The organism is Microbacterium sp. K2 (genome assembly GCF_051365005.1).
In the GTDB taxonomy this organism is placed as follows: domain Bacteria; phylum Actinomycetota; class Actinomycetes; order Actinomycetales; family Microbacteriaceae; genus Microbacterium; species Microbacterium foliorum_B.
This window is the reverse complement of the sequence record NZ_JBLWII010000001.1, coordinates 779,166-804,603: the sequence shown is the minus strand read 5'-3', so window position 1 is coordinate 804,603 and position 25,438 is coordinate 779,166. Positions and strand designations below refer to the sequence as shown.

Genomic DNA, 25,438 nt, shown 5'->3' with positions numbered 1-25,438 from the left:
GCGTGCGCGGAATCCGGCTCAGTCGAGCACGCGACAGTGGGTGGTGAGCTCGCCGATCCCGTCGATGCCGACGGTCACGGTCGAACGATCGCGGAGGAAGATCTGCGGGTCTCGAGAGTAGCCGGCTCCTCCGGGGCTCCCGGTCGAGATCAGCGTGCCGGGCAGCAGGGTCAGGGACTGCGAGAGGTGTGCGATGAGCTTCGCGACCGATCGGACCATCTGATCGGTGCTGGCATCCTGCACGGTCTGGCCGTCCACGACGGCCCAGATGTGCAGATCCTGAGGATCGGCGACCTCGTCGGCCGTGACGGCGAACGGACCGGTCGGGGTGAAGCCGTCGAAGGACTTGCACCGTGACCACTGCGCCTCGGAGAACTGCACATTTCGAGCGGTGATGTCGTTGACGACCGTGTAGCCCCAGACGTGCGACAGGGCGTCGGCCTCTGCGACGTCTTTCGCGGGCGTGCCGATCAGCACGCCGAGCTCTGCCTCGTAGTCCACGGCCTCGCTCAGCGCTCGCGGCCACGACGTCGTCTGCTCGTGGCCCGTGAGCGAGTTGGGCCACAGGGTGAAGACGGTCGGAGCCGCGTCGGTCTTCAGCCCGAGCTCGCTCGAGTGTGCGGCGTAGTTCAAGCCGACCGCGAGCACCGCGGGAGGAGCGATGACCGCTGACGCGAACGCCCAGTCCTCGAGCGGATGCCGGGTGGCGGTGCTGCTCTCGACGGCGGCGCGAAGCGCGGAGAGCATCTGCTCGCCGCCCTCGATCAGCTGCTGAAGCGTCGCAGGGGGGTCGGGAAGGAGATCGGAGACGAGGATGGCATCGGCACCCTCCACCACTGCGAGATGCGCAGCAGGGGAGTCGGCACGACGCAGATGAGCGAACCGCATGCTCCTACGCTATCCGCTGCCCGGCTCGATTGCCTGGAGGAAGTCACCAGACCCGGGGGAAGTTGGTTGTTCGCCATATGCTTTGGCTATGAGTTCCGGAGGACCGTCCCAGCCATCGCCGTACACGCCGCCGCCCGCGCAGCAGCCGCCGACGTATGCGCAGCAGCCGCAGGCCCATCCGCAGCAGTACTCCGCTCAGCAGTATGCGCAGTCGAGGTATGCTCCGGCGCAGTTCTCCCAGCGCCCGGAGTACGGGTCGGTGCTGGCCCAACCGACCCCGTATTCCCCGCCGGCGCCTGCCGCGCCTTCGCCTGCCCCTGGTCTTCCTGCTCTGCCCGCGGCACGCCGAGTCGGCCGCGTCGCGCTGTTCTCGCTGTTCGGCTTCCTCGGGCTGCTGCTGCTCGGCCTGATCGCCTACTTCGGATTGTTCCTCGGCCCGCTCGCATCGATCATCGGCCTCGTGCTCGCGCTCGTGCCGCTCACGATCGTCTTCTTGGTCGTGCGGATGATCGATCGTTGGGAGCCCGAGCCCAAGACGCTCGTGTTCTTCGCGATCGCCTGGGGCGCCATCGCCGCCGTGGGGCTCACGCTTCTCGTCGACCTGGGGCTGACCGCCGTCGTGGGACTCAGGGGCGAGGTCGCCGGCGCTGTCATCCAGGCTCCCATCGTCGAGGAGTTCTGGAAGGGCTTCGGAGTCTTCCTGATCTTCCTCATCGCGCGTCGTTCTTTCGACGGACCGGTCGACGGAGTCGTCTACGGAGCGCTGGTCGGCGCCGGCTTCGCGTTCACCGAGAACATCCAGTACTTCGCGATCAGCCTCATCGAGGGTGGGGGCGAGCAGCTGACGGTGACGTTCATCCTGCGAGCGATCATGTCGCCGTTCGCGCACGCCATGTTCACGTCGCTCACCGGGCTCGCGATCGGCCTGGCCGCTCGACGGCATGCCTCCACGGGCGCGGTGCTCGGCTTCGGCCTTCTCGGCATGCTGGGCGCGATGGTGCTGCACGGTCTGTGGAACGGATCGTCCTTCGCGAACTTCTTCCTCCTCTACTTCGTCCTCCAGGTGCCGCTGTTCGTCGGTTTCATCTTCGGCATCATCGCCCTGCGACGGGAGGAATCACGCCTGACGAAGGCCCGTCTCGGCGACTACGCCGCCGCCGGGTGGTTCACCCCCGAAGAGGTCACGATGCTGGCGACCCCGGCAGGGCGCAAGACCGGTCTCGCCTGGGCCTCGCAGCTGCGCGGCGATCGACGTCCGCTGATGCGCGAGTTCATCAAGGACGCCACGACGCTGGCATCCGTCCGGCAGAGGGCGATCACGGGTCGAGACCCGATGGCTCCGGCAGACGAGCAGGCTCTGCTCGCACGCACACGTGCCACGCGGGCCGCCCTGCTGGCGTACTGAGAGGAGCTCCGTCATGGCCGTCTTCATCCTCGTTCACGGAGCGGGAGACACGGGGTGGTCATGGCATCGGCTCGCCGCCGTCCTGCGGCAGCGCGGCCATGAGGTGATCGCGCCCGACCTGCCGGGTGATGACGATTCCCTCACTCTCGTCGACTACGCGGATGCCGTCGTGGCAGCGACCGGAGGACGTCGGGGTGGAGTCGTCGTCGGGCACTCGTTCGGCGGGTTCACTGCGCCGATCGTCGCCGAGAAGCTGACAGCCGACGCCCTCGTGATGCTCGCGGCGATGATTCCCCTGCCGGGGGAGTCGCCGGATGAGTGGTGGTCGAACACCGGATTCGCCGCCGCGGTGGAGGCGCAGGCTGCTCGCGACGGCGGTCTCACGGGAAGCGACGATCCGTTCGTCGGCTTCTATCATGACGTGCCACGAGGGCTGGCCGAAGAGGCGATGAGCCGTGAGAGAGCGCATCCGTCCGCAGCCTCGATGGCTGCGCCCTGGCCGCTCACCGCCTGGCCGAGCGTGCCGACGAGGTTCGTCGTCTGCACGGAGGACAGGTTCTTTCCGCAGGCGTTCCTCCGTGCACTCGCTCGCGAGCGCCTCGGCGTCGTCGCGGACGAGATCCAGGCCAGCCATTGCGTCGCGCTCAGCCGACCCGAAGAGCTCGCATCGATGCTCGTCGAGTACTCGGTCGAGGCACGTCGCTCCTGACCTTCAGGATTGGCGGCGAGTGCGCCGTGCCAAGACTCAGCGCCCGGTGCTGCGGCGATGCCTGCATGTCTACCGGGCGCTGAGTTGATCTGTAAACAGGGTGCACCCGGTGCGCGCGGGTGTCAAGGGTTTCGAGGGCGCAGGTGGGTGCTCGTCGCTGTTTCGCCCTCAGCGGAGCGATCGCGTTGACCGTGGCCCACGGCTCGGGTTTGATGGAGAGCATGACTGATCGCACAAAGCCTGAGTTCGACGCACCCACCGGCCCCGCTCCCGCGGAGCTCGTGATCCGCGACATTATCGAAGGAGACGGCGCCGAGGCCAAGCCGGGCGACACCGTCACCGTGCACTACGCCGGTGTCGAGTTCGAGTCGGGCGAGGAGTTCGACTCATCGTGGGGCCGCGGCGAGACCATCCAGTTCCCGCTTCGCGGCCTGATCCAGGGTTGGCAGGACGGCATCCCGGGCATGAAGGAGGGCGGACGCCGTGAGCTCGTCATCCCGCCGCACCTCGCATACGGCCCTGTCGGCGGAGGTCACTTCCTCTCGGGCAAGACCCTCATCTTCATCATCGATCTCGTCGCCGTCGGCTGACCCGATCAACGCCGGAAGGCGCCGAGCCCCTCGTGGGCCCGGCGCCTTCTTCGTCGTGACGACGAGATTGCTCGTTCGGGGAATACATGCATGTGCATGTAAGTTGTAACGCGTGACGCCGTGAACACGGCCCCTCATCCGTTGCCGCGCAAAGCGGCTGATGTCTCCCGAGGAGAAACCATGACCAGCATCGACATTCCCGGCTACCGTCCCGGCACCTGGGTGCTCGACCCGTCGCACAGCGAGGTCACCTTCAGCGTGCGCCACATGATGATCTCGAAGGTGCGCGGCACCTTCGGCGTCAAGAGCGCGACCCTGATCGCCCCCGAGAACCCCCTCGAGGCGCGCGTCGAGGCGAGCGTCGACGTCACGTCGATCGACACGAAGGACGAGGGGCGCGACACGCACCTCCGCTCCGGTGACTTCTTCGACACCGAGAACTTCCCGACGATGGAATTCGTGTCGACCGGTGCGCGCGCCGAGGGCGGCGAGCTCTTCGTCGACGGAGACCTCACCATCCGCGGCATCACCAAGCCCGTCAGCTTCGAGCTCGACTTCGGTGGCTTCGGCTCCGACCCGTGGGGCAACTACAAGGCCGGCGCTTCGGCCAAGACCGTCATCAACCGCGAAGACTTCGGTCTGACGTGGAACGCAGCCCTCGAGACCGGTGGCGTGCTGGTCGGCAAGGACGTCACGATCAGCCTCGACCTGCAGGGCGCTCTGCAGCAGGACTGACCTTCTGATCTCGAGAACCCCGGGCCCGTCGGGCCCGGGGTTCTCTGCGTCACTCGACCGCGTCCATGCCTGGTAGACTCTTCAGGTTGCCGTTTGATCGGCCGCGGATAAAGAGAGCTCACGCATCAGGCGTCGGGCACCGCGCAACAAGCAGAGAGGGGATCGAATCTATGGCACTGGAAGCAGACGTCAAGAAGGCGATCATCGAAGAGTACGCGACGCACCCCGGTGACACCGGATCCCCCGAGGTGCAGGCCGCGATGCTGACGCAGCGCATCAAGGACCTCACCGAGCACCTGAAGGAGCACAAGCACGACCACCACTCGCGTCGTGGCCTGTTCCTGCTCGTGGGTCAGCGCCGTCGTCTGCTCGGCTACCTCCAGAGCGTCGACATCGAGCGTTACCGCTCGCTGATCGCACGCCTGGGCCTCCGCCGATAAGGCGAAGCGAGCCAGCGTACAATCGCGCAGAACATTCTTGAGAAGGCCGCCCCAGGTGTGGGGCGGCCTTCGTCATGTCCGGGTTGACCTCCCATCAGCTTTCCCGTAGGAAAGTAGTGAGCTTTCCTCAAGGAAAGCGGGGAGGGGGCATCATGGAGCAGAAGCCGGTAGACGGCTGGGAGGTGCTCGAACCTCCCAGTGTCGACGTCGCCCAGAAGTATCTCGATGAGGCGGATGCTGTCGCCACGCGGCGTGAGCGCGCGGTGGACCGTCGTGCTCTGGCTCGGCTGCAGATCGTCAACGCCGTGGCCACTGCGGCGTATCTGGCGGTGATGACGCTCGTCCTCCGGGGTGAGAGTGCGCTCGCGTCTCAGACGATCCTCTTCAGCTTCCTCGTGTGGGTTCAGCTCGCGAGCGGAATAGCGCAGCGAAGTGGCATGCAGCGGCGGTTCTCGTGGTCGAGGTGGCCGGAGCTGCTCGCCGGTGGGCTGCTCGTGGCCGCGGTGCTCGTCATGTTCTGTTTCGCGATCTGGGCGCCGGGCTTCCCTGCCATCGGAGCGTTGATCCCCTCCGGGCTGGTGCTGTTCGGATTGGGCGGCTATGGTGCGGTGCAGCTCGTTCGTGCCGCCGGCGACGTTCGCCCGCCGCGCTCGCACCCACGACCTCTGTCACGCCTCGCTCGATGGGGGACGATCCTCGTCGGTGTCGCAATCGGGGTGCTGATCATGCTCGCCTCGGCGCCGGACGGCGTGCTCGCGAGCGTGCTGGTCCTGCTCGTCGTTCTCGTGCTGGTCATGTGGATGTTCGCCTTCAGCACGGATCTCGGGCTCCCCGCGATCGGTGCATCCTGGCGTTGGCCGCAGCTGACCGCGTTCGCGGTCTCGGTCTCGGCTCTCGCTTCGGTCGTCCTGCTCGCGATTCCCATCGATGCGGGAGCGCTGGTGGGAGCCTCGGTGATCGGTCTGTTCGTCGCCGTCTCCTTCATGCCCGGGCGTGATCTGCGTGACTGACATTCCGGCGGCGCCGCATCCTCGCACCCGGCTCGACGACAACTTCGCGTCCCCGATCCGCTTCTCGCTGCTGGCCTCGCTCGGTGACGGCGTCGAGCTGGACTTCGCGACCCTGCGCGAAATCCTCCAGTGCGGGGACTCTCCGTTGAGCAAGGCAATCACGCACCTGCAGGCGGCGGGGTACGTCGTCGCTCGCAAGGGCAGTCTCGGCAGCCGACCCCGCACCTGGGTCTACTCGACCGCGCAAGGCCGTGCTGCCTTCGCGGGCCACCTCCAGGCTCTGCGCGAGATCGTCGCGCTCGGGGGTGGCCCGGCGTTGTGACCGGTGTCAGGCCTTCGACGCGACCAGGTCGGGGTGGTGGATCGCAGCGACGTCGGGGTGTGCACGCAGCCGGGACTTCATGGCGTTCTCCCCGTACGTGGCGTGGATCGGGTTGCTCGGGTCCTCGGTGATGCCGGTCGCCTCCGCAGCCAGGTCGGCCGGAAGCTCGAGCAGGGGCAGCTGCTGGTCGAGCGCCGGGTTGAAGAAGAACGGGATCGAGATGCGCTCTTCCGGCGCTTTGGGCGAGATCACCCGGTGGTTGGTCGCCTTGAGATAGCCGCCGGTCGCGTACTCCAGCAGTTCCCCGATGTTGACGACGAACGCGCCGGGAACGGGTGGAGCCGACACCCACTCGCCGTTGCGCTCCACCTGCAGCCCGCCCTTGCCCGGCTCGACCCAGAGCAGCGTGAGCACCCCGGAGTCCTTGTGGGCGCCGACGCCCTGCTGGGGCTCCGGCTCATGGGTGCCCGGGTAGCGGACGATCTTGATGAGCGTCGACGGGTCGCGGAAGGGCTCGTCGAAATAGGTCTCCTCCGCTCCGAGCGTCACGGCCCATGCGCGCAGCAGCTTGTGCGCGACCTCGGTCAGGGTGTCGTGCCATTCGGTGACGACCGCCTTGAGCTCGGGCTGGGCCGCCGGCCACAGGTTCGGGCCGGTGAGGCGGTTGAAGGCGGGTCCGCCCTCGATGGGTTCGCGCTCGGGGCCGATGTCGATCTGCTCGCGCCAGTCGATCTTGCCCTGCGTCCGCTCGCCGCCGACGCGGGTGTATCCGCGAAAGTGGGGGCTGTTGACGTTCTCGATCGCGAGCTTCTCCTCTTCGGGCAGTGCGAAGAAATCGAGGGCGGCCCGGTGCAGGCGAGCTTCGAGCTCGGGGGAGACCCCCGTGCCCGTCAGATAGAAGAAGCCCACGTCGTGCGTCGCTGCACGCAGTTCGTCACGGAATCGGGCCGCGGCCTCCGGGCCGGCATCGAGCTGTGACAGGTCGAGGATGGGGAGCGAGAGATCAGCCATGCATCGAGCGTAAAACGGTCGAGACGCGCGCGGTCGAGTGTTGCGTCGCATTACTCCCGCCGACGCGCGCATGAGGCGACCCCGATCTGGTGCTAGTGTCTCCTGAGGTAAGGGATGCCTTGCCTAAGTGTCCTCCAGAGAGTCTCCATTCGTGCTCGCAACGTTCCTGATCGGTCTTCGCGAAGGCCTCGAAGCCGCCCTCGTGGTCGGCATCCTCGTCGCCTACCTCCGTCGTCTCGGGCGCAGCGACGCCCTGCCGAGACTCTGGGCCGGCGTGGGGCTGGCGATCGCTCTCGCCCTCGGTATCGGTGCCGTGCTCACGTTCGGTGCCTACTCGCTGACGTTCGAGGCGCAGGAACTCATCGGCGGGCTGCTCTCGCTGCTCGCAGTAGGCATGGTCACCTGGATGATCTTCTGGATGCAGAAGGCCGGCCGCACCATGAAGGCGACGCTCGAAGGAGGGCTCGATCGTGCTCTGACGCACGGCGGCCTCTGGGCGCTGATCGCGATCGGCTTCGTCTCGGTGGCCAGGGAGGGGATCGAGACGACCCTGCTTCTGTGGTCGATGGTGCAGTCCTTCGGAGACGCCCCCTCTGCGCTGCTCGGGGCGCTGCTCGGGCTCCTCACCGCCGTCGTGATCGGATGGCTGCTCGCCCGCGGCGCCGTCCGGCTCGACCTCCGCCGGTTCTTCAGCTGGACGAGCGGCTTCCTCGTGATCGTCGCCGCCGGGGTCCTCGCCTACGCGATCATGGACCTGCAGGAAGCAGGCGCCCTGCCCGGACCCTTCACTTCCGCGGCGCCCATCGACGCGCTCACCGGTGCGGTCGCGCTCGGCTGGGCGGCGTTCCCGTTCGGGTGGGCCTTCGACGTGACCGACGTCATCGCCCCGGACGGAGCATGGGCGACCATCCTGCAGGCGACCGTCGGCTTCATGCCGCGGATGACGTGGCTGCAGGTCACGGCATGGGCCGCCTATCTCGCCGTCGTCGGATTCTTCTTCGTCCGCGGGCTGCGCTCCCGTCGACCGAGCACGCCTCGCTCGGCGTCTGCAGACCGCGATGTCTCGACCCCCACTCTCACCCAGCAAGGAGCAGCATGACCACCTCTCGCCGAATCCTCGGTGCTGTCGCCGCCGCCGGCGCGGCCGCACTCGTCCTCAGCGGCTGCGTCGCCAAGAGCGATGTCGCAGCAGGCGCCGCGTTCGACGTCTCATCGACCGACTCCGAATGCGCGGTCTCCTCGACGACCGCCGAGAGCGGCACGCTCACGTTCGATGTGACGAACGACAGCGGACAGACCTCGGAGTTCTACCTGCTCGCCGATGACGGACTGCGCATCGTGGGCGAGGTCGAGAACATCGCGCCGTCCGCCTCCCGCACACTGACCGTCGTGGCACAGCCGGGAAAGTACTTCACCCTGTGCAAGCCCGGGATGATCGGCGAGGGCGTCGGCAAGTCGGAGTTCACGGTGACCGGTGATCGAGTGGAGGTCGAAGGAGAGGACTCGGAGCAGAAGCAGCAGGCGGTCGACCTGTACGCGGCATTCGTGAAGGACCAGGTCGGACAGCTGGTCCCCTCCGTCGAAGAGTTCGTCGCCGCCTACGAGACGGGGGACGACGAGGCCGCTCGCACACTCTTCCCGCAGACCCGGGCTTTCTACGAGCGCATCGAGCCCGTTGCGGAGGCACTCGGCACTCTCGACCCCCGAATCGACTACCGCGAGGTCGACGCTGTGGCCGAGGGACTCGACTGGACCGGCTTCCATCGCATCGAGAAGGACCTATGGGTGCCGGCGGAGAATGCCCTCAACGCCGACGGCGAGACGCCCGCCTGGCAGGATTGGGCTCCCTCGACGACCGAGGAGCGTGCCGGCTACGGTGACCAGCTGCTCGCAGACGTGCAGGAGCTCTACGACTACGTGCACTCCGACGACTTCACCACGGCTCTGGACGACCAGGGGATCGGCGGAATCTCGAACGGTGCGATCGCGCTGCTCGACGAGGTCGCGACCGGCAAGATCTCCGGCGAAGAGGACTGGTGGTCCGGCACCGACCTCTACGACTTCGCGGCCAATGTCGAGGGCTCCAAGATGGCGTTCTCCCTCGTGCAGGACTTCGCCACCGCGCAGGGCGACGACGGCGCAGCGCTCGTGACCGAGATCGAGGACGGGTACGCGGCTCTCGAAGAGTCGCTGGCAGCGCACGGCTCTCTCGACGAAGGCTTCGTCGGTTACGCGGAGCTGACCGACGCCGACAAGCGTGAGTTCACCGACCTCATCAACGCGCTCGCCGAGCCGCTGTCGCAGCTCACCGGCACAGTCCTCGACTGATTCGAAACGGACGATCTCGCAGGTGAACGAACACTCGAAGGATGCTGCGGCTGCCGACTCCACGCCGGAGTCGGCAGTCGCGGCATCCCCTTCCACAGGCCTCAGTCGACGCGGTCTCCTCGGCCTCGCGATCGGCGGGGGAGTCGCCTCGCTCGCGGTGGGGGTGGGCGGCGGACTGGCCGGTGGCGTGGCCCTCGGCCGCGCCAGGGCCGACGTGGACTCGCAGGTCGCCTACGAGTTCTTCGGCCCGCATCAGGCGGGAATCACCACTCCGGTGCAGGAGCATCTGCACTTCGCGTCGTTCGACATGATGCCGCGGACCGATCGTGACGACCTGATCACGCTGCTGCAGGACTGGACCTATGCGGCGTCGCGGATGACCAAGGGGCTCGAGGTGAGCGCGACGGGTGCCGTCGGAGGCGACGCCGAAGTGCCGCCGGATGACACCGGTGAAGCTCTCGGCCTCCCGGCCGCCGGTCTCACGATCACTTTCGGCTTCGGACCGAGTCTGTTCGAGAACGAGGACGGCGACCGCTACGGAATCGCCGCACGCCGTCCGCAGAGGCTCGAGCGACTGCCCGCCTTCCTGGGTGACGATCTCGACCCGCAGTCTTCGCACGGCGATCTCTGCATCCAGGCCTGCGCCGATGATCCGCAGGTGGCGGTGCACGCGATCCGCAACCTCAGTCGCATCGCCTTCGGACGCGCCCGGCTGCGCTGGTCGCAGCTCGGATTCGGCAAGACCTCCCGCACCACCTCCGGCCAGGCGACCCCGCGCAATCTGTTCGGATTCAAGGACGGCACGGCGAACATCCTCGCCGATGACGCCGCCGCCCTCGACGCGAACGTCTGGGTCGGGGCGTCGGATCAGCCCGAATGGATGGCGGGAGGCTCGTATCTCGTCGCGCGGAAGATCGCGATGCTGATCGAGACCTGGGATCGTGTGCGACTCTCGGAGCAGAACACGATCGTGGGGCGCGACAAGGGCGAGGGGGCACCGCTGTCCGGCGGCGATGAGTTCACCGCACCGGACTTCGGCTCCTCGGCGATAGACCAGAGCGCACATGTGCGGCTCGCGCATCCGGACCAGAACGACGGCATCCGGATCCTCCGCCGCGGGTTCAACTACGTCAACGGCAACAATGATCTCGGCCGTCTCGACGCCGGACTCTTCTTCCTGTCTTACCAGCGCGATCCCGCGCAGTTCGTCTCGCTGCAGCGTCGGCTGTCGACCGACCGGATGAACGAGTACATCAGGCACGTCGGCTCGGGCATCTGGGCGGTCCCTGCCGGCGCGAAGCCAGGATCGTACGTCGGCGTCCAGCTCTTCGCCTGACGGCAGTGGAGCGGGGTCAGGCGCTCAGCGTCTCCGCCACGAAAGCCGACATGGCGTCTGCGCCGAAGTGGTCATCGGCGGTGATCGTCACGACCACGTCGCCGCGGAAGACGAGCAGCTGCCCGTACGCGCCGTGCAGGCGCCAGGCCGAACCGGGGCCGTCCCATCCGGCCAGCGCGTAGCGCTCGTAGCCGGGGTTCTGGCCCGCCGTCACCCAGTCGGAGTGCATCGCATCGATGACGTCGGGGGAGACGAGACGACGCTCCTCCCATTCGCCGCGGTCGCGGATCAGCCGGCCGAGGCGTGCCATCTCCTCGGTGCGCAGTGCGATGCCGCTGCCGCCGACGATGCGGCCCTGCGGGCAGCGCTCCCACTCGATGTCGTCGATGCCGAGAGGCACGAGCAGCCGCGGGCGCAGGTAGTCGACGATGTCGCCGACCCGTGTCGCGAGCACGGCCATGGCCGTGTAGGTGCTGGCGTTCGAGTACTGGAAGACGAGTCCGCGCGACGGGCGCGACAGGAACTCGCGCGCGAGGTCGGGCCAGTCGGTCATCATGGTCTCCGACCACGGGAGATCGATGCCGCTCGACATCGACAGCAGGCGCCGGAGTGTGATCCGATCGACGCCTTCTCCGAGCGCGAGATCCGGGACGTACTCGGCAAGGGGAGCATCGAACGACACCAGGCCCTCGTCTGCGGCGATTCCGGCCGCGAGGACGCACACGCCCTTCGCCACCGAGTGGATCTCCTCACGGACGTCAGCGGTCCACCGGTGCTCGGCGACGTCGTCACTCACCAGCACGTGAAGCCCGTGGGCTCCGAACCCCGACGCGTCCGCGTGGTCCACCAGGAGGTCGCGGATCGTCTCGGCTGCGGTCACTCCTTCAGGCTAGCCGCTGAGTCCTGGCGCGGCCGACGCGACCCCGTCGGGTCGCTGCGGTGGCCCTCGCGCCGAGCGAGCTCGGGGTCTCGGAAGAGCCATCGCGGGCGCGGCTCGACCAGGGGACGGAAGAGCCAGCGCACGGGCTTCGTCGCGAGAGCGAGCGCCAGCACCACCGACAGCAGGGTCACGAGCGGCAGCCACAGCCACGTCGGGTCGAGATCGCGCAGTACGCCGGATTCGCGGAACGGGTAGAGCACGAACGAGTGCAGGAGGAACACGTACATCGTGTACTGGCCGAATCTCGTCCACCAGTACGTGCCCCGGGGGATCAGGGCGAAGAACGCGGCGCTCAGGATCACCGCCAGCAGCATCAGCGCGATGCGGACCCCGCCGGCCCACCACTGCTCGCCGCCGAGGTCCGCATACGCATCCTCGTAGAACAGCCAGTGGCGCAGGTCGACCTCCTTCCACAGATCTATCCAGTGCCAGGCGGCGAAGCCGGTCGCGCCGAGCACGGCGACGCTGGCGACGCGGATCCACCACGGGCGCACGTCGAGCAGGCGGAAACGTGAGACGACATCGCGCTCGCGCAGCCACCATCCGAGAGCGAAGAAGGGCAGCAGGCCGAGCGTGCGCGACAGTGAGAACGTGCTGTCGACGTTGGGCAGGTAACCCACCCCGACCGAGATGATCACCGTCCACAGGAGGGGCCATCGGAGCAGTGCGAGATACGGGAGCACGAGGCGGAAGATGCCGAGTGCGAGCAGGAACCACAGCGTCCACGACGGCTTGGTGAAGTTCGGGTCGGCCTGCCCCTCGACCAGCCACTTGGTGAGGGTCCACAGGAACTCGAAGATGACGTAGGGGAGGAGGATGTCGGTGATCACGCGCGCCATCTGGACTCGCGTCGGTGACCCCGACTTCGAGAAGTACCCGGAGATGATCGCGAAGGCCGGCATGTGGAAGGCGTAGAGGGCCAGGTACGACGCGAGCGCGATGTCCGAGTCGTAGGTGAGGCGCTGGATCGCGTGCCCGAGGACCACCAGGACGATGCAGGCGTAGCGGGCGTTGTCCCAGAATGGGACGCGTTTCCGGGGCTTCTGGACAGAGCCGGTGGCGGGGTTCGTCGTGGCGGCTCCGTCGCTGTGCATCCTCTGAGGCTACTCGGGGAATAAAGTTGCTCGCATCGCGTTGACTCAGATACATTCAAATGAATAGAACCGGATGCAGGGCATCCGATTCGGAGAAGACGGAGCAATCATGAGCGAGCAGGCAGGCGTCCCGGTGCAGTTCGGCATCATGTCGGTCAGCGACATCACCCGCGACCCGACCACCGGCGAGACGCCAAGCGAGCAGGAGCGGATCAAGGCGACCCTGGCGATCGCCAAGCACAGCGAAGAGGTCGGTCTCGACGTCTTCGCGATCGGCGAGCACCACAACCCTCCCTTCTGGTCGTCGAGTCCCACGACCTTCCTCGCCGCACTCGCGGCGCAGACGGAGCGTCTGATCGTCTCGACGTCGACCACTCTCATCACGACCAACGACCCCGTGCGCATCGCCGAGGAGTACTCGATGCTGCAGCACGTCTCCGACGGCCGCATGGACCTCATGCTCGGTCGCGGCAACACCGGGCCGGTCTACCCCTGGTTCGGTCAGGACATCAGGCAGGGTCTCCCGCTCGCGATCGAGAACTACGCCCTGCTGCACAAGCTGTGGCGTGAGGACGTCGTGAACTGGGAGGGCAAGTTCCGCACCCCGCTTCAGGGCTTCACCTCGACCCCGCGACCCCTCGACGGCGTCGCACCGTTCGTCTGGCACGGATCGATCCGCACACCGGAGATCGCGGAGCAGGCGGCCTACTACGGCGATGGCTTCTTCGCGAACAACATCTTCTGGCCCAAGGAGCACTACCAGCGGCTGATCGAGCTGTACCGTCAGCGGTACGCGCACTACGGTCACGGCACGCCCGAGCAGGCGATCGTCGGCCTCGGCGGGCAGGTCTTCATGGCGGCGAAGTCGCAGGACGCGGTGAACCAGTTCCGCCCGTACTTCGACAACGCCCCCGTGTACGGTCACGGACCGAGCATGGAGGACTTCACCGAGATGACTCCGCTGACGGTGGGGTCGCCTCAGCAGGTCATCGACCGCTACGCCGCGATGCGCGAGCACTACGGCGACTACCAGCGCCAGCTGTTCCTCATCGATCACGCGGGTCTGCCCCTGAAGACCGTGCTCGAGCAGCTCGACATCCTCGGATCCGAGGTCGTGCCGGTGCTCCGCAAGGAGATGGCGAAGGACCGCCCGGCCGGAGTGCCGGATGCTCCGACGCACGCGGCACGGGTGAAGGCCGAGTTCGGCGACGGTCCGACGCGTCAGGCCCGGCCGGGCGCCAACCGCGGTGACAACCTGACGGGCGACTCGCCCTACCAGGACTCTCCCGCTCCGGCGGGGGCCGCGTTCGGTCTGAGCCGGAAGGGAGCCTGAGATGACCACTCGTCGAATCGCCGTCGTGTCGGCGGGGCTCTCGAATCCGTCGTCCACCCGGATGCTCGCTGATCGTCTCGCGGCCGAGACGGTGAAGGCTCTCGCGGGTCACGACATAGAGGCGAGCGTCGATGTGATCGAGCTGCGCGACTATGCGCACGACATCACGAACAACCTGCTCACCGGATTCGCGCCGCCCGCCCTCGAGACCGCGATCAACACCGTGGTCTCGGCAGACGCGCTCATCGCAGTCACACCGATCTTCTCGACGAGCTACAACGGGCTCTTCAAGTCGTTCATCGACGTGCTCGACCCGGACTCGCTCACGGGGAAGCCCGTGCTGATCGGAGCGAACGCCGGCACAGCTCGGCACTCGCTCGCGATCGACTACGCGATCCGACCGCTCTTCGCCTACCTGCATGCCGACGCGGTCTCGACCGGCGTCTTCGCCGCATCCAGCGATTGGGGCGGTGGTGGTGACGACGTCGCTCCTCTCGCGAAGCGCGTCGAGAAGGGCGCGCGCGAGCTGGCCGAGGCGATCGCGAAGCGTGAGGTGGCTGCGGCCGCCGACCCTTACGACCCCGCGACGTATCTCGGAGAGGGCCGCTCGTTCGGTCACATGCTCGGCGGTCTCGCCGGGGAGTAGATTCTGCGGCCCGGAAGACGGGCGCACGGTGGGCCATGAGGCCATCGACAATGTCCGTAGGGCATCGTACGGTGACGTCATGGCCCACCTGTCTGTGCTGGACGCTGCGCGACGCGCGCTGCGCGGAACCCTCCTTCTGCCGGGAGACGAATCGTTCGACGACGCCCGTCGACCGTGGAACCTCGCGATCGAGCAGCACCCGGTCGGAGTCGCCGCTCCAGCCGACCTGGGCGATCTGCGCACGCTCGTCCACGCGGCGCGTGATGCGGGGGTCACGATCGCGGTGCAACCCGCCGGACACGGTGCGTCCGGCGACCTCGCCGGTGCCGTGATCCTGCGGATGGCGGCGTTCGACGAACTCGAGGTCGACCTCGAAGCCGGAACAGCGCGCGTCGGCAGCGGTGTCCGCTGGGGTGCTGTGGTCGAGGCGCTCGACGGCACCGGCTGGGTCGCGCCGGCGGGAACGAGCCCGGTCGTCAGCGTCGCGGGCTACACCCTCGGCGGCGGCCATTCGTGGTTCAGTCGCACCGCCGGGCTGGGGTCGGACAACCTCCGCGCTGTGTGGATGCTGCGCAGCGACGGCGAGCATGAGCGCGTCGACGACGAGAGCGACCCCGATCTCATGTGGGCACTGCGGGGCGCCGGTGGGATCATGGGCATCGTCACAGCCCTCGAGATCGACCTGGTGGCTGCACCCGCTGTGTGGGGTGCGGAGCTCACGTTCGGTGCGGGGGATGCTGCCGCGGTGATGCGCGCGGTCCGAGACCTTGCCGTCGATGCACCCTCCTCGCTGAACGTGTTCATGAACTCGATGCGGATGCCCGATGTCCCGCAGCTTCCGGAAGAGATCCGCGGTCGCAGCTTCTTCACGGTGCAGGCGTTGTCGACGAATGGCCCGGCCGAGTGGCTGGTGAGTGGATTGGGTCGGGTAGGCGCCGTGCAGCGTGAGCTCTCGGGTCCCACGTCGCCCCGGCTCGTCGCGGAGTCGAGCGGCGAGCCCACTGAACCGACACCTGGAAGCGGTGTATCGGCCGCGCTCTCATCGCTCGACGACGACACGATCGATGAGCTGACGCGGTTCCGAGAGCAGCCGGAGCAGTGGCCGATCATGGGGATCGACATCCGGATGCTCGGCGGGGCGCTGGAGAAGCCGAGAAGGGAGGGTTTCGCGTCTCTGCAGGGAGTGGACTGGCTGCTCCATGCGCTGGTCCCGGTGTTCCCGGGAGTCCCCGGTGAACCGGGAGACGCGAGCATGGCGGGGTTCAGTGACGTGCTGGCGAGGGCGACGGCACCGCACACCGTACCGACCTTCCTCGGGCCGGGGCAGACCCTCGAGCGCTGCGGCCGAACGGCATCGGTCGACCGGCTTCGTCGTGCTCGCACGATCGCCGACCCCGGGGCGCTGCTGCACGAGGGACGCCTCCCGCGCTGAGCCGGAACGAACGGCGGGCCGCAGGCAGCAGCTCAGGGTCGGGAGTCTGGAACGGCATCCGACGCTGCGGGGTCAGTCGGTTCCGTCGGTGCGTCGATTCCACTCGTACTCGGTCTCGGGGCGTCCGCGAGCGCCGTAGCGCGCGCTGCGCAGGACGATTCCCGATGCAGCCAGATGTTCGAGATATCGTCGCACGGACACCCGCGACATCCCCAGTCTCTGGGCTGCCTCGCTCGCCGAGAGAGCCCCGGCTGTGCGGAGCTCGGCGGTGACCTTCTGCAGAGTCGCCCCGGAGAGCCCCTTCGGAACAGGTATGGCTCTCGTCGAGCGCCCGAGCAGCGCATCGATCTCTGCCTGAGTCGCCTCGCCGTCGGTGGATCTCGCCTTCTCTCGGTGCTCTCGATACGCAGTGAGACGCTCGTCGAAGACCGCGAAGGAGAACGGCTTGACGAGATACTGATACACGCCGAGAGCGACCATCTGCCGCACACTCTCGGCATCGCGGACCCCGGTGATCGCGATCACATCGACCGACGCCGCACGGGCGCGGAGTGCGCGCAGCACGTCGATGCCCGACCCATCGGGCATGGTGATGTCGAGAAGGATGAGATCGAAGGGCTTGTCACGCGGCTGCTCGAGCACGGCGCTCACCGCGGCACGCGCTCCGGTGCATTCGCCCGCGACGATGAAGCCGTCGATTCTCTCGAGGTACGAGCGGTGGAGCTCCAGCGTCAGAGCGTCGTCATCGACGATCAGCGTGCGGATCACGCGGCTCGCCTCCTTCTCGTCGGTGGCAGGACGACACGGAACGTCGTCGGGTCGGCCTCGAGGTCGACCGTCCCGCCGGCCCCGAGAACGACGGATTGCACGAGTGCGAGCCCGACCCCGCGCCCGTGCGAGCCGGCAGGCTTGGTCGAGAACCCGTGTGCGAAGATCCGCGTTCGGAGTTCGGGATCGATTCCGGGCCCGCTGTCCGAGACGGCGAGCACGATGCCGCCGTCGGTCGAGGGCTCGAGCGTGACCTGGACCCATCGTTCGGCGCCGGCGGACGCGGCGTCCATGGCGTTGTCGATCAGGTTGCCGAGCACGGCCACGCTGTCGACCGGAGACAGCGGCGATTCGGGAGTGTCGGGATCGATCTGCAACCGCCAGTCGATGCCTCGCTCCTTCGCCTGCGAAGCCTTGCCGAGCAGAAGTGCGCCCACCGTCGGGTCGCCGGCCTGTCGTGCGGTGACCTGATCGACGAGCGATTGGCTCTGTCGCGAGGTCTCGGTCAAGATCCCGATCGCCTCCTCCGCGCGGCCCAGCTCGAGCAGTGCGACGGCGGTGTGCATGCGGTTGCCGTGCTCGTGCGTCTGCGCCCGCAGAGCATCGCCGAGCGTCCGCATCGATTCATAGGAAGACACGGCATCGCGCACCTGCCCCGGCGGAAGGTCGCCCGCGATGCGTCGCGTGAACCGGCGAGCGGCCCAGGCTCCGAGAGTGCCGAGAGCCACCAGCCCGACGGTGATGCCGAGAGACAGCGGAAGCCGGCGGATCAGGGTGTCGGAGATCGATTCCGTCGTCACCCCGGCTGACACCCAACCGACCAGATCGCCGTCGTCTGAGTCGACCGGAACGATCGTTCGCACTGAAGGGCCGAGAGTGCCGGTGAAGACCTCGGTGAAGGTCCGAGCGGTGTCGGGGATCGTGCCGAGGTACTTCTCACCGATCTGCTCGATGTCGGGGTGGGTCACCCTGGTGCCGTCCGGCGTCATGATCGTCACGAAGTCGAGATCCGCGGCGGCGATCACATCGAGTGCATACGGCTCGAGGATCCGTGTGGCCGCGTCGACGTCACCGGCGTCCAACGCCTCGGTCAGCAGCGGTGACGCGGCCAGTGTCACGGCAGTCGCCGCGGTGACCCGCTCAGCCTCCGCGCGCGTGGCGCGCTGCGCATCGGAGACCAGGAAGACAGCCACCAGACCGCCGACGACGAGCGTCGCGATCAGGAGCACGACGAACACGCGTGAGGCGACGCTGCGTGCGGGTCTCATCGCGTCCTTCCGATCGTCGGTGATCGCGGAGCCGGCATATCGGTGGAGACCAATACGACCACAAATGGTGTCGCCGTGCGAAGTCCGCGACCGTGAGCTTACCGAAGGCGAGGGCGCCCGAGGGCATGAGACGAAGACGTTCATGATCAAGGAGGAAAACATGGCCATCACGACAGGGTTCTCGCTTCCCGGTTTCCACTGGCGGCGCGGCAAGCAGGCGTGGGACAGGCACACGTGGCTGTATGTCTCGGTGATCATCGCCGTCGTGCTCGGAGCGGCGGTCGGTCTCATCTGGCCCGAGGTCGGTCAGAGCCTCGAGCCGATCGGCAAGGGCTTCGTGTCACTCATCAAGATGATGATCGCCCCGATCATCTTCTGCACGATCGTGGTGGGCGTCGGCTCGATCGCGAAGGCCGCGACCGTCGGCAAGATCGGCGGACTCGCGCTGCTCTACTTCATGGTGATGTCGACGTTCGCGCTGGCGATCGGCCTCGTGGTGGGCAACATCATCCACCCGGGTGCCGGGCTCGACATGGCCAACGCGAACTACGACACCACCGACACCGAAGCCAAGACCACGACCGAGTTCATCCTCGGGATCATCCCGACGACCTTCTTCTCCGCCTTCACCGGTGAGAGCGTGCTGCAGGTGCTCTTCATCGCGCTGCTGGTCGGCTTCGCGCTCCAGGGGCTGGGAGACAAGGGCGCCCCGATCATGGAGGCGGTCAAGAACCTCCAGAAGCTGGTGTTCCGCATCCTCGGCATGATCCTGTGGCTCGCGCCTCTCGGAGCGTTCGGAGCGATCGCGGCGGTGGTCGGAAAGACGGGCATCGCCGCCATCTGGAGCCTGGGCGTGCTCATGATCGCGTTCTACATCACCTGCATCCTGTTCATCGTGGTCGTGCTGGGGACTCTGCTCTTCGCGGTGACGCGGGTGAACATCTTCAGCCTGGTCAAGTACCTCGCCCGCGAGTACCTGCTGATCGTCGGCACCTCGTCGTCGGAGTCCGCTCTTCCGCGCCTCATCGCCAAGATGGAGCACATCGGCGTCTCGAAGCCGGTCGTCGGGATCACGGTGCCCACCGGATACTCGTTCAACCTCGACGGCACGGCCATCTACCTGACCATGGCCTCGCTCTTCATCGCGACCGGCATGGGTCAGCCGATGACGATCGGCGAGCAGATCGGATTGCTGGTGTTCATGATCATCGCGAGCAAGGGAGCCGCCGGTGTCACCGGCGCCGGACTCGCCACGCTCGCCGGTGGTCTGCAGGCGTACCGCCCCGACCTGGTCGACGGCGTCGGTGTGATCGTGGGCATCGACCGGTTCATGTCAGAGGGGCGCGCGCTGACCAACTTCACCGGCAACGCGGTCGCGACCCTGCTCATCGGCACCTGGACGCGTGAGATCGATCGCGAGCGTGTGCAGCAGGTGCTGAGCGGCGCCCTGCCGTTCGAAGAGTCGACGCTCGACGGCGTGGACGACCACGGGATGGCAGACGAGAGCAAGGCGGTCGACATCCAGGGTCTCAAGGAGTCGGCACTCGACGAGATGGCCGCCAAAGAGGAGCGAGCGCGGGCTCGCGCAGTGCAGCACTGAGCAGCAGGCGGAAAAGAGGGATGCGGGAGCCGACGATCGTCGGCTCCCGCATCCGTGTGGTCAACCGCTCTTGCGTCGGAACTCGCGCCGCGTCTGCGGGGCTGGCGCGCCGTGGACGGCGGAGTCGCCGTCCAGGTGGGCCTCGCCCTGCCGGTGGTGCGCGTTCTTCTTCTCGAGCGCTTCCTTGAACTTGCGCTTCATCTCCTCGCTGGAGGAGGCGCCTTCTTCGGTGCTCATGTTCGCCAGCCTAGGGCACGCCCCTGACCGCCGGGTGGATCACTTCCGGGCACGACGAGACACGAGGTCGATCACCGCGCCGAGCCCGACCGCCACGGCGACCGACATCAGCACAGCCACGACGGGCCCACCCGGCACGAGTGCGGCGACGACGGCGCCGACGGACGCCTGGTACCCAGCCCACCCGAGAGCCGCCACGGAGACCAGCAGCAGGTACCGGCCGGGGTGGATGCGCGAGGCGCCCGCGACGAGATTGATCGCCAGACGCGCGAACGGCACGAAACGCGCGGTGAAGAGCACCGTGGCGGTCCCACCATCCAGACGGCGCCGCGCCCAGTCGAGGGCCTGGCGCACACGCGGCGCACGCATCCATCGCCAGCGATCAGTGCCGACGGTGCGACCGATGAGATAGCAGGCGGTGTCTCCTGCCGCAGCCGCGGCTGCCGCGCACACGATCACCGTCCAGAGCGGGGGAGCACCGGTGGTCGACGCGATGGCACCGAGTGCGGTCACCGCGATCTCCCCCGGGATGACGACGAAGAACGAGTCGCCGAGAACGAGGAGGCTCATGATCACGAGGGCCCACGGGCCGCTGAGCAGGTCGGTCGGCACACCTCCACAGTGCTCGGCGCAGGTGAACGGGAACCAACGTCCGGATAGCCGGTGACCAGCGCTCCAGCATCCGGTGAACTTCTGGTGCCCAGGGCCGTTTCCCGCGTACCGCGTGTGCCGATGGCAGCATCCTGGGGTTGTGAGAGTCGCGATCGTGACAGAGTCCTTCCTTCCGCACATGAACGGTGTCACCGGATCCGTACTGCAGATCCTCGGCCACCTCGAACGCGCAGGCCATGAAGCGCACGTGATCGCACCGGATGCGCTCGGCATGCCGGCACAGGTCCATGGCGCCGCTGTCGAACCCATGCCCAGCCTCGCGCTCCCCGGCTACCGCAACGTGCGGGTGGGAACCTCGCCTGCGCGACAGGTCGCGGCATCGCTGCGTCGCTTCGCTCCGGATGTCGTGCATCTGGCCTCGCCCTTCGCCCTCGGCTGGCGAGGCGCGCTCGCCGCAGAGCAACTCGGTGTGGCCTCGGTCGCCGCGTACCAGACGGATGTCGCGGCATACACGCAGAGGTACCGCATCCCTGCGGCGACGGGCATCGCACAGTCGCACATCGCGCGGCTCCATCGGCGGGCGACCCTGACGCTCGCACCGTCGGCTGATTCGGCGCAGCAGCTCGCCGCGCTCGGTGTCGATCGAGTGCGTCGGTGGGGGAGAGGCGTGGATGCCGAGAGGTTCCAGTCCTCCCGACGCAGCGCGACGCTGCGCGCGGAGTGGGGCACCGAAGTCGTGATCGGCTATGTGGGTCGACTCGCCCCGGAGAAGCAGGTCGAGGACCTGGCTGTGCTGCAGACGATCCCCGGGACGCGTCTCGTGATCGTTGGCGACGGACCGACCAGGCCCAGGCTCGAAGCCCTGATGCCCGGCGCCCTCTTTCTCGGGCACCTCGAGGGCGACGCTCTCGCGGAAGCGATGGCATCGTTCGACGTGTTCGTGCACCCAGGGGAGAGCGAGACCTTCGGCCAGACTCTGCAGGAGGCGCACGCGAGCGGGGTGCCCGTCATCGCCACCGGACGCGGAGGGCCCCTCGGCCTCGTGCGCATGGGGATCGACGGATGGCTCTATCGGCCCGGCGATCTCGACGATCTGCGCATGCGCGTCGCCGACCTCACCGGCGACGCGCGCAAACGCCGGGCGTTCGGCGCAGCAGGACGCGAGGCAGTGCAGGGGCGCAGCTGGGCGACCACCTGCGATCAGCTCCTGGGACATTTCGACGAGGCACGAGAGCTCCGGGCCGTGGATGCCGGACTCCGCGCTCGCCGCCTCACCCGCCCAGAGCCCAGCGTCCCCGTCGCCGCGCGTCGCTGGCAGCGATACGTGGCACTCGGAGACTCGCTCACCGAGGGGCTGTGCGACCCGGCCCCCGATGGTGCGCTGCGCGGATGGGCTGACCGACTCGCGCTCCTGCTCGCCGCCCGAGGAGGGCTGCACTATGCGAACCTCGCCATCAGGTCGAAGCGCGTGCGCGACGTGTGCACCACGCAGCTTCCGCGAGCACTCGAGCTCCAACCGGATCTCGTGTCGATCCTCATCGGCGCCAACGACCTCGTCAAGCCCAACGTCGACATACCGGCGCTCGCCGCAGAGCTCGAGGGGGCCGTCACTCGGCTCCGGAGCATCGGAGCGGATGTCCTCCTCGTCACACCGTTCCTTCCCCGTCGGCGCGCGGCCGCGATGTACACGAAGCGGTTCGCGGCGTTCGCCACGGCGCTCACAGGCATCGCTACGCGCACGGGTGCGATCCTGATCGACACGGACCTGCATCCGTCGCTCCCCGACCGCCCGAACTGGGGTGAGGACCTCGTGCACCTGAGCAGTCGAGGCCACAGGTTCCTCGCGTACCGGGCGGGTGAGGTGCTCGCGGTGCCGCACGCCGACGCACTCGGAGCACTCGATGCGGCTCTGCACGAGAACGAGCCGATCGGGGTGGGGCTGTGGTGGCGACGGCACGCGCTGCCGTGGGTATGGCGACGACTGCACGGACGCACGGCGGGGGACGGACGCGTCGCGAAGCATGACGACTACGTCTATCTCGGGCGATCGAGCGCCCCGCGCAACGTCACGGTCGGCTGACTGCCGGGGCTGTCGCGGCGTGGCACGACAGCCGGAGCGCGGACATTGAACGGCCCGCTGATAGGCTGGACGTGGTCGGCGTGTGTCGACCGGACAATTTCATATCGACTCATGGAGCGATCGGCGGAGAGCTGGTCCCCTGTGGTGGGTTCCTCGGCGCGACGCCGGGTGGCTTTCTACTGGTGGCCAGCGCAGGTGAGATTCGCGGGAATGCCCGCGCGCCCATATCCGTTAGGATCCGCTCCTTCATGAATGCGCTCGCGCGTCACACGGACTCGCGAGTCTAAACAAAGAAGGAGAGACCTCTTGGAAGGTCCTGAAATCACCGCCACCGAGGCCGTTCTCGACAACGGCCGCTTCGGCACCCGCACCATCCGCTTCGAGACCGGCCGCCTCGCGCAGCAGGCTCAGGGCGCAGTCGCCGCGTACCTCGACGGCGAGACCATGCTCCTCTCGGCCACCAGCGCGGGCAAGCACCCCCGCGAGGGCTTCGACTTCTTCCCGCTGACGGTCGATGTCGAAGAGCGCTCGTACGCTGCAGGCAAGATCCCCGGCTCGTTCTTCCGTCGTGAGGGTCGTCCCTCCACCGAGGCGATCCTCGTCTGCCGTCTGATCGACCGTCCGCTGCGTCCGTCGTTCGTCGACGGTCTGCGCAACGAGGTCCAGGTCGTCATCACCGTGATGTCGATCGCTCCGGGCGAGTTCTACGACGCTCTCGCCATCAACGCCGCCTCCGCGTCGACGCAGATCTCGGGTCTTCCGTTCTCGGGTCCCGTCGCCGGTGTGCGCCTCGCGTTCATCCCCGGCCACGGCGAGCACGCCGACCAGTGGGTCGCGTTCCCGAACGCCGAGCAGGTCTCTGAGGCCGTGTTCGACCTGATCGTCGCCGGCCGTGTCGTCACCAAGGCCGATGGCACTGAAGACGTCGCGATCATGATGGTCGAGGCCGAGGCCACCGAGGGCAGCTGGAACCTGATCAAGGCCGGCGCCACCAAGCCCGACGAGACCATCGTCGCGCAGGGCCTCGAGGCATCGAAGCCGTTCATCGCTCAGCTCGTCAAGGCTCAGGCCGAGCTCGCATCGACCTCGTCGAAGGAGCCGGGCGTCTACCCGGTCTTCCCGGCATACAGCCAGGAGGTCTACGACTTCGTCGCCGGCCGCTCCTACGACGACCTCGTCGGCGTCTACCAGATCGCCGACAAGGTCGAGCGTCAGACGTCCGACGATGCGATCAAGGATCGCGTCAAGGCCGAGCTCATCGAGGCGACCGAGGCGGGCAACCTTCCGGCTGCCGCACCGCTCGAGTTCTCCGCGGCGTACAAGTCCGTCACGAAGAAGATCGTTCGCGGTCGCATCCTCACCGAGGGCGCACGCATCGACGGTCGTGGCCTGGCGGACATCCGTCCGCTCGACGCAGAGGTGCAGGTCATCCCGCGCGTGCACGGATCGGCGATCTTCCAGCGCGGCGAGACCCAGATCCTGGGTGTCACCACGCTGAACATGCTCAAGATGGAGCAGCAGATCGACTCGCTGTCGCCCGTCACGAGCAAGCGCTACATGCACCACTACAACTTCCCGCCGTACTCGACCGGTGAGACCGGCCGTGTCGGTTCGCCGAAGCGTCGCGAGATCGGGCACGGCTTCCTCGCCGAGCGCGCGCTCGTGCCGGTTCTGCCGAGCCGCGAGGAGTTCCCCTACGCGATCCGTCAGGTCTCCGAGGCGCTGAGCTCCAACGGCTCCACGTCGATGGGTTCCGTCTGCGCGTCGACCCTGTCGCTGCTGAACGCGGGTGTGCCGCTGCGTGCACCCATCGCCGGCATCGCCATGGGTCTCGTCTCCGATGAGGTCGACGGCGAGACCCGCTACGCGGCGCTGACCGACATCCTCGGTGCGGAGGACGCTCTGGGTGACATGGACTTCAAGGTCGCGGGTACCGGTGAGTTCATCACCGCCATCCAGCTCGACACGAAGCTCGACGGCATCCCGACGTCGGTTCTCGCCGGTGCGCTGACGCAGGCCCGCGATGCTCGTCTGACGATCCTCAACGTCCTGAACGCCGCGATCGACGCGCCCGACGAGATGGCGCCGACCGCGCCTCGCGTCATCAGCGTGCAGATCCCGGTCGACAAGATCGGCGAGCTGATCGGCCCGAAGGGCAAGACGATCAACGCGATCCAGGACGAGACCGGTGCGCAGATCTCCATCGAGGAGGACGGCACCGTCTACATCGGCGCGACCGACGGCCCCTCGGCCGAGGCCGCCCGTGCCCAGGTCAACGCGATCGCCAACCCGACCAACCCGGAGATCGGCGAGCAGTTCCTCGGAACCGTCGTCAAGATCGCGACGTTCGGTGCGTTCGTCTCGCTGCTTCCTGGAAAGGACGGCCTGCTGCACGTCACCGAGGTGCGCAAGCTCGCCGGTGGTAAGCGTGTCGAGAACGTCGACGACGTGCTGTCGGTCGGTCAGAAGATCCTCGTGAAGATCACGAAGATCGACGACCGCGGCAAGCTGTCGCTCGAGCCCGTGCTCGATGACGCTCCTGCAGCGGACGCCGCTTCTGGTGAAGAGGCCGCAGCCGAGTAATCGACTGCTCTTTCGACGGAGCCCGGGTCATCCTTCGAGGACGGCCCGGGCGTCGTCGTATCTGATGTGAC

At 67.6% G+C, this 25,438-nt stretch carries 24 protein-coding genes; 16 read left to right on the top strand and 8 right to left on the bottom strand.

Going from position 1 to position 25,438, the window contains the following annotated elements:
• Positions 1-18: 18 nt before the first annotated feature.
• The gene (locus ACLKOY_RS04140; protein WP_436452547.1) at positions 19-888 is read right to left on the bottom strand and encodes a fumarylacetoacetate hydrolase family protein; all 870 of its coding nucleotides are present in this window, start codon (positions 886-888) and stop codon (positions 19-21) included.
• 88 nt (positions 889-976) lie between these two features.
• Between ACLKOY_RS04140 and ACLKOY_RS04135 the strand changes: the two genes are divergently transcribed.
• From ACLKOY_RS04135 to ACLKOY_RS04105, 7 genes are all read left to right on the top strand, one after another.
• Positions 977-2,293, top strand: coding sequence for a PrsW family intramembrane metalloprotease (locus tag ACLKOY_RS04135; RefSeq protein WP_436452546.1), 1,317 nt, complete (start codon positions 977-979; stop codon positions 2,291-2,293).
• A 13-nt stretch (positions 2,294-2,306) separates the two neighbouring features.
• Entirely contained in the window at positions 2,307-3,002 is a 696-nt protein-coding gene (locus ACLKOY_RS04130; protein ID WP_436452545.1) for an alpha/beta hydrolase, read from the top strand.
• Between the two features lie 221 nt (positions 3,003-3,223).
• Entirely contained in the window at positions 3,224-3,592 is a 369-nt protein-coding gene (locus ACLKOY_RS04125; protein ID WP_053095804.1) for an FKBP-type peptidyl-prolyl cis-trans isomerase, read from the top strand.
• Between the two features lie 180 nt (positions 3,593-3,772).
• A complete protein-coding gene (locus ACLKOY_RS04120) occupies positions 3,773-4,327 on the top strand; it encodes a YceI family protein (protein WP_042541805.1) in 555 nt (184 codons plus the stop codon).
• Positions 4,328-4,497: 170 nt separating this feature from the next.
• Positions 4,498-4,767, top strand: a complete 270-nt coding sequence (rpsO, locus tag ACLKOY_RS04115; protein ID WP_017203073.1) for a 30S ribosomal protein S15 — start codon at positions 4,498-4,500, stop codon at positions 4,765-4,767.
• Positions 4,768-4,919: 152 nt separating this feature from the next.
• Positions 4,920-5,777 (top strand): cation transporting ATPase C-terminal domain-containing protein, encoded by an 858-nt coding sequence (locus ACLKOY_RS04110; protein ID WP_436452544.1) that lies wholly within the window; start codon positions 4,920-4,922, stop codon positions 5,775-5,777.
• Positions 5,770-6,099, top strand: a complete 330-nt coding sequence (locus tag ACLKOY_RS04105) for a transcriptional regulator (RefSeq protein WP_436452543.1) — start codon at positions 5,770-5,772, stop codon at positions 6,097-6,099. The genes ACLKOY_RS04110 and ACLKOY_RS04105 overlap by 8 nt, the downstream gene beginning before the upstream one ends.
• A 6-nt stretch (positions 6,100-6,105) precedes the next feature.
• Here ACLKOY_RS04105 and ACLKOY_RS04100 read toward each other — a convergent pair whose 3' ends face one another.
• Positions 6,106-7,110, bottom strand: a complete 1,005-nt coding sequence (locus ACLKOY_RS04100; RefSeq protein ID WP_436452542.1) for an isopenicillin N synthase family dioxygenase — start codon at positions 7,108-7,110, stop codon at positions 6,106-6,108.
• A 151-nt stretch (positions 7,111-7,261) separates the two neighbouring features.
• On the opposite strand from ACLKOY_RS04100, the gene efeU reads away from it, so the two are divergent.
• The 3 genes from efeU to efeB are packed head-to-tail and all read left to right on the top strand — an operon-like array spanning position 7,262 to position 10,774.
• Positions 7,262-8,209 (top strand): iron uptake transporter permease EfeU, encoded by a 948-nt coding sequence (gene efeU / locus ACLKOY_RS04095; RefSeq protein ID WP_436452541.1) that lies wholly within the window; start codon positions 7,262-7,264, stop codon positions 8,207-8,209.
• The gene (gene efeO / locus ACLKOY_RS04090) at positions 8,206-9,438 is read left to right on the top strand and encodes an iron uptake system protein EfeO (RefSeq protein ID WP_436452540.1); all 1,233 of its coding nucleotides are present in this window, start codon (positions 8,206-8,208) and stop codon (positions 9,436-9,438) included. Before efeU ends, efeO begins: the two co-directional genes overlap by 4 nt.
• A 22-nt stretch (positions 9,439-9,460) precedes the next feature.
• Positions 9,461-10,774, top strand: a complete 1,314-nt coding sequence (gene efeB / locus ACLKOY_RS04085) for an iron uptake transporter deferrochelatase/peroxidase subunit (RefSeq protein WP_436452539.1) — start codon at positions 9,461-9,463, stop codon at positions 10,772-10,774.
• A gap of 16 nt (positions 10,775-10,790) precedes the next feature.
• Here the strand turns inward: efeB and ACLKOY_RS04080 are convergent, their stop codons facing one another.
• Positions 10,791-11,654, bottom strand: coding sequence for a serine hydrolase domain-containing protein (locus ACLKOY_RS04080; protein WP_436452538.1), 864 nt, complete (start codon positions 11,652-11,654; stop codon positions 10,791-10,793).
• Positions 11,651-12,808: an acyltransferase family protein gene (locus ACLKOY_RS04075; protein WP_436452537.1), complete on the bottom strand. Its 1,158-nt coding sequence runs from the start codon at positions 12,806-12,808 to the stop codon at positions 11,651-11,653. The genes ACLKOY_RS04080 and ACLKOY_RS04075 overlap by 4 nt, the downstream gene beginning before the upstream one ends.
• Positions 12,809-12,917: 109 nt before the next feature.
• On the opposite strand from ACLKOY_RS04075, the gene ACLKOY_RS04070 reads away from it, so the two are divergent.
• The 3 genes from ACLKOY_RS04070 to ACLKOY_RS04060 all read left to right on the top strand — a co-directional run bounded on the left by ACLKOY_RS04070 (position 12,918) and on the right by ACLKOY_RS04060 (position 16,219).
• Positions 12,918-14,141 carry an LLM class flavin-dependent oxidoreductase gene (locus tag ACLKOY_RS04070; protein ID WP_140036838.1) on the top strand — a complete coding sequence of 408 codons (1,224 nt, stop codon included), beginning with the start codon at positions 12,918-12,920 and terminating at the stop codon, positions 14,139-14,141.
• A 1-nt stretch (position 14,142) separates the two neighbouring features.
• Positions 14,143-14,787 (top strand): FMN reductase, encoded by a 645-nt coding sequence (locus ACLKOY_RS04065; RefSeq protein ID WP_363570855.1) that lies wholly within the window; start codon positions 14,143-14,145, stop codon positions 14,785-14,787.
• 79 nt (positions 14,788-14,866) lie between these two features.
• The gene (locus tag ACLKOY_RS04060) at positions 14,867-16,219 is read left to right on the top strand and encodes an FAD-binding oxidoreductase (protein ID WP_436452536.1); all 1,353 of its coding nucleotides are present in this window, start codon (positions 14,867-14,869) and stop codon (positions 16,217-16,219) included.
• Positions 16,220-16,291: 72 nt separating this feature from the next.
• Here ACLKOY_RS04060 and ACLKOY_RS04055 read toward each other — a convergent pair whose 3' ends face one another.
• A complete protein-coding gene (locus tag ACLKOY_RS04055; protein WP_436452535.1) occupies positions 16,292-16,987 on the bottom strand; it encodes a response regulator in 696 nt (231 codons plus the stop codon).
• Positions 16,984-18,255 carry an ATP-binding protein gene (locus ACLKOY_RS04050; protein WP_436452534.1) on the bottom strand — a complete coding sequence of 424 codons (1,272 nt, stop codon included), beginning with the start codon at positions 18,253-18,255 and terminating at the stop codon, positions 16,984-16,986. Before ACLKOY_RS04050 ends, ACLKOY_RS04055 begins: the two co-directional genes overlap by 4 nt.
• A gap of 160 nt (positions 18,256-18,415) precedes the next feature.
• Here ACLKOY_RS04050 and ACLKOY_RS04045 point away from each other — a divergent pair, with 160 nt between their 5' ends.
• Positions 18,416-19,855 (top strand): cation:dicarboxylate symporter family transporter, encoded by a 1,440-nt coding sequence (locus tag ACLKOY_RS04045; RefSeq protein WP_363570847.1) that lies wholly within the window; start codon positions 18,416-18,418, stop codon positions 19,853-19,855.
• Between the two features lie 60 nt (positions 19,856-19,915).
• Here ACLKOY_RS04045 and ACLKOY_RS04040 read toward each other — a convergent pair whose 3' ends face one another.
• Together ACLKOY_RS04040 and ACLKOY_RS04035 are read right to left on the bottom strand one after the other, a co-directional pair.
• On the bottom strand, positions 19,916-20,092 hold the full coding sequence (locus tag ACLKOY_RS04040; RefSeq protein WP_091232420.1) for a DUF5302 domain-containing protein: 177 nt from the start codon (positions 20,090-20,092) through the stop codon (positions 19,916-19,918).
• Between the two features lie 39 nt (positions 20,093-20,131).
• Positions 20,132-20,704 (bottom strand): DedA family protein, encoded by a 573-nt coding sequence (locus ACLKOY_RS04035; protein WP_436452533.1) that lies wholly within the window; start codon positions 20,702-20,704, stop codon positions 20,132-20,134.
• 154 nt (positions 20,705-20,858) lie between these two features.
• Here ACLKOY_RS04035 and ACLKOY_RS04030 point away from each other — a divergent pair, with 154 nt between their 5' ends.
• Together ACLKOY_RS04030 and ACLKOY_RS04025 are read left to right on the top strand one after the other, a co-directional pair.
• Positions 20,859-22,784: a GDSL-type esterase/lipase family protein gene (locus ACLKOY_RS04030; protein WP_436452532.1), complete on the top strand. Its 1,926-nt coding sequence runs from the start codon at positions 20,859-20,861 to the stop codon at positions 22,782-22,784.
• A 306-nt stretch (positions 22,785-23,090) separates the two neighbouring features.
• Complete coding sequence (locus tag ACLKOY_RS04025) at positions 23,091-25,367, top strand: polyribonucleotide nucleotidyltransferase (RefSeq protein WP_436452531.1); 2,277 nt, start codon at positions 23,091-23,093, stop codon at positions 25,365-25,367.
• Positions 25,368-25,438: the final 71 nt, after the last annotated feature.